Below are 3,582 nucleotides of genomic sequence, written 5' to 3' on the forward strand. Positions count from 1 at the left end.
GATAGGGGGGCATAAATCGACTAAATCCTTATCTGGCAAGAGACTTAATTGATTAGTTCGCTCTAGATCAAAAACAATTGACAAAAATCGCCAAATGTCTTTCTCTATAAGAGTTTCATTCCTTATAACCCTGTCCGTTGCATAAGACAAACTGAAGAACCTCACTGATTACTGATTCCTGTTTACTGATAACTGAAAAGTCTTCATAATTCCCAAAAAAACAACCCGCGGCAGTTAACCGCGAGTTATTTTTGGTTAAAATCGGATAATTACTGAACGGTAATCGTTCCGACCATACCGGCGCCGCGATGGGGTTCGCAGTAGTAGGTGTAAGTACCCGGTTCGCTGAAAGTGCTTTCAAAGGACTCACCGGCGGAAAAAGCCAGACCTTTATGGGATAATTTGCTGGCTTGGGCTTCGGGAACCTTGGCGCTATCGAAAACTATGTTATGGGGAGAAAGTTTGTTATTGACCCATTTCACCGTATCTCCTGCTTTAATAGTGAGGGCGGGGGGATCAAATTGTAGTGTACCTGCATCACCGCCCATCTTAACCGTGAAGGTTTCCGCAGCAGCGGAGGCAGTGTTGAAGAAGAAGCTAGAGACGACTAGCACCAGGGTAGCGACCAATAAACCTAATTTTTTCATGCTTGTTAATCCTTTACACGAGGGAAGATGACAAGTTTGACAGCCTGTCTTTTGACAAAAAAGTAAAAGTTTGCTTTTAACTGTCCCATTGATTAATTCTACACCAAGTTTGACAGCTTGTCTTTTGACAAGAAAACCGGTTTTTTCTGACCATGGTTGGGGAATTTCTTAAGAAATAGAGGAGAACCAATCGTGAAAAGACTATTAATTTCCCTGTGCTTGCTCTTGGCTGTGGTTACATTCGGTATGGCTCGTCCCGCTTTAGCTGATGGGGCTTCGATTTTCAGTGCTAACTGCGCTTCCTGCCACATGGGCGGTAAAAACGTGGTTAATGCCGCTAAAACCCTGAAAAAAGAAGATTTAGTTAAATACGGCAAAGATTCCGTTGAAGCTATCGTTACCCAAGTTACCAAAGGTATGGGGGCGATGCCCGCTTTCGGTGGTCGTCTCAGCGCTGAAGATATCGAAGCTGTAGCTAATTATGTCCTCGCTCAAGCGGAAAAAGGCTGGTAAAAGTTAGTTATCGGTGGCGAGTTATCCGTTGTCAGTCTGGTAAGAATTGTAGCGATCGAAATTCTTGGGTCATTTGCTGGCTTAAAATAGCTAATGGTTCATCTCGGGACAAGGTTGTGAAATTGCGATCGTTTTTCTATATTTTAGGTGCGACGGTAATCATTCTCCTAGGAGTCGCTACAGCCAGTTTTGCTTGGATTCTCGCCGATAGTCCTCTGTCTTTGCTCAAAGGTGGGGTGCTGCGGGAACCGATGGCGGCGATTTTTGTGCCGAAACAGGCCCCGGTTATGGTATCCTTGTTGGTCAATCCCGAACGTTTAGAGTCTTTTGGTCAATTAATCGCTACACCGGCTAATCGACGACGTTCCCACCAAGAAATTAAGGATTTAGAAAAAAGTCTGCTCGGTAAAACGGGATTAAATTATCAAAAGGAAATCAAACCCTGGTTAGGGGAGGAAATTACTCTCGCTGTTACTTCCCTAGATTTCGATCGCGATACCGATAATGGTATCCAACCGGGTTATCTTTTGGCAATTCAAAGTAAAGATGGTGAACGCGCTAAGGAATTTCTGCAAGCTTCCTACTCAAAACAGGCGGTTTCGGGCAAATTTGACCTCGTTTTTGAACTCTACAAGGGAGTTAACCTCATTTATCAACGTCCCTTGACCGCGGGAGATAATAATCGTTTTCTCGCTAGTGCCGTGGTGGGTGATACGGTGCTTTTTGCCAATAATATCAAGGTTTTGCGCGAGGCCCTTAATAACGTGCAAGTACCGGATTTAAACCTAAAAAATAGCCCCGATTACCGAGAAGCCCTCAAAAATATCACCGAACCGCGTATAGCTATAGTTTACGGCAATTTACCTCCGTTATCGGCTTGGATCGCTAATCAACCCGTCCCGGAGAGTCCCGAAGCAAAACAACGATTAGCCACGGCTTTTTCCCTCAAATCCGGGGGAATAGTCGCTCAAACCGCCTTAATTGGAGTCTTAGGACAGGATGACCAAGCACCAATTTTATCTAGTCCCGTGGGAGCATTATCTTTTATCGGCGAAAATAGCCTTTTAGTCGCCGCTAGTCGGGATTTAAATCGTTTTTGGACTCAGGTAGAGGAGGGGTTAGAAGCAGATAGTCCCCTACAGGAATTAATAACACAGGTCTTAAACCGCTTCCAGTCGCCTTTAGGTTTAAATTTGCCTGAAGACGTTTTTAGCTGGGTTAGAGGCGAATATAGCCTGGCTCTCGTGCCTAGTTCAAAGGGGATGGAACCCGATAGTGTTTTTGTAGGGGAACGGGTGATGGGGGTAGAGGTGGACAGTGCGATCTCTCATTTGGATGAGTTAGCCCGCAGTCGCGGCTATAATGTGATTAATCTGCCTTTACTCGATCGATCGGTGACAGCTTGGACAAAGTTAACCACGGCGGTCCCGGGAGGAAAAGCGCAACTAGAGACGCTCGTGACGGGAGTGCATACTAGGGTCGATAATTATGAAATTATCGCTAGTTCTGTGGAAGCGATGGGTTTAGCTTTATCTGCACAGAAAAACCCCATCTTAGGTAGTGGTAAGTTTCGACAGGCAATTACTGCTTTACCCGCAGAAAATGATGGTTATTTTTACGTCGATTGGCGACAATTGCAACCGGTAATCGAGGCAAAATTCCCGATCGTGCGGGTGTTAGAATTATCGATTAAGCCTTTATTTAATAATCTGCGTTCTCTTACTATTAGCAGCCAAGGTAGCGAAAATTCTGTGCGTCGGGGAACGATTTTCTTTAACTTGGGAGTGAAGTCTTAATCAGTTATCAGTTATCAGTTATCAGATAGAAGCTTGTAGGTTGGGTTGAGCGATTTAATACTTAGGAGAAAACTGCTCGATTCAATGGTTTGAGGGAAACCCAACATTCTTGACGACATTGGTGTGGTTGGGTTTCCCTCAAGCGTCGCTAATATTTGACAGACAAGAGTTATTATTGCTCAAGTCAACCTACGGTTAGTATGTTAAAGTGCATAACAAGTATGGAAAAGCCAAATTATTTTGGATGAGCTTGCAAAATTCGCTTTACTGTTTAAACCATGACTACTATCACAATTGTTCCAGAATTTGCAGGAAAAACCTTGACATATAAAGCAATTTGTGGCAACCAAGAAACAAGTGGTTTGACTCCAGGTCAAGCACTGGATCTTATGGAAACAAGTTTAATTGCTGAAGGTGAAAATATGGGTGAGACATTAGTGATTTTACAGCGTTTCCGTCCTGATAATTTATTCAGCAAACAGCAACAAGAACGTTTACAAGAACTGATGGAAGAATTTCATCAATCTCTAGCTTCTGAGACTGATTTTTCTGCGATAAAACAGCAAGAATTAACAGCTTTAATTGAGGAAGAATTACAAGCAAGTATTCAAAGAGGGAAAAGAATC

At 43.5% G+C, this 3,582-nt stretch carries 4 protein-coding genes; 3 read left to right on the forward strand and 1 reads right to left on the reverse strand.

Annotated elements, in window-relative coordinates; all coding sequences use genetic code 11:
• Nucleotides 1-269 precede the first annotated feature (269 nt).
• Nucleotides 270-647, reverse strand: coding sequence for a plastocyanin (gene petE / locus PX636_RS04730; RefSeq protein ID WP_149107927.1), 378 nt, complete (start codon nucleotides 645-647; stop codon nucleotides 270-272).
• A gap of 192 nt (nucleotides 648-839) precedes the next feature.
• On the opposite strand from petE, the gene petJ reads away from it, so the two are divergent.
• The 3 genes from petJ to PX636_RS04745 all read left to right on the forward strand — a co-directional run.
• Nucleotides 840-1,160 (forward strand): cytochrome c6 PetJ, encoded by a 321-nt coding sequence (gene petJ, locus PX636_RS04735; protein ID WP_002732729.1) that lies wholly within the window; start codon nucleotides 840-842, stop codon nucleotides 1,158-1,160.
• Between the two features lie 116 nt (nucleotides 1,161-1,276).
• Entirely contained in the window at nucleotides 1,277-2,956 is a 1,680-nt protein-coding gene (locus tag PX636_RS04740; protein WP_288116357.1) for a DUF3352 domain-containing protein, read from the forward strand.
• A gap of 278 nt (nucleotides 2,957-3,234) precedes the next feature.
• On the forward strand, nucleotides 3,235-3,582 hold a 348-nt coding region (locus PX636_RS04745; protein WP_288116358.1), incomplete at its 3' end, for a hypothetical protein.

The organism is Microcystis sp. M53598_WE2, assembly GCF_030067735.1.
GTDB classification, from domain to species: Bacteria; Cyanobacteriota; Cyanobacteriia; order Cyanobacteriales; family Microcystaceae; genus Microcystis; species Microcystis aeruginosa.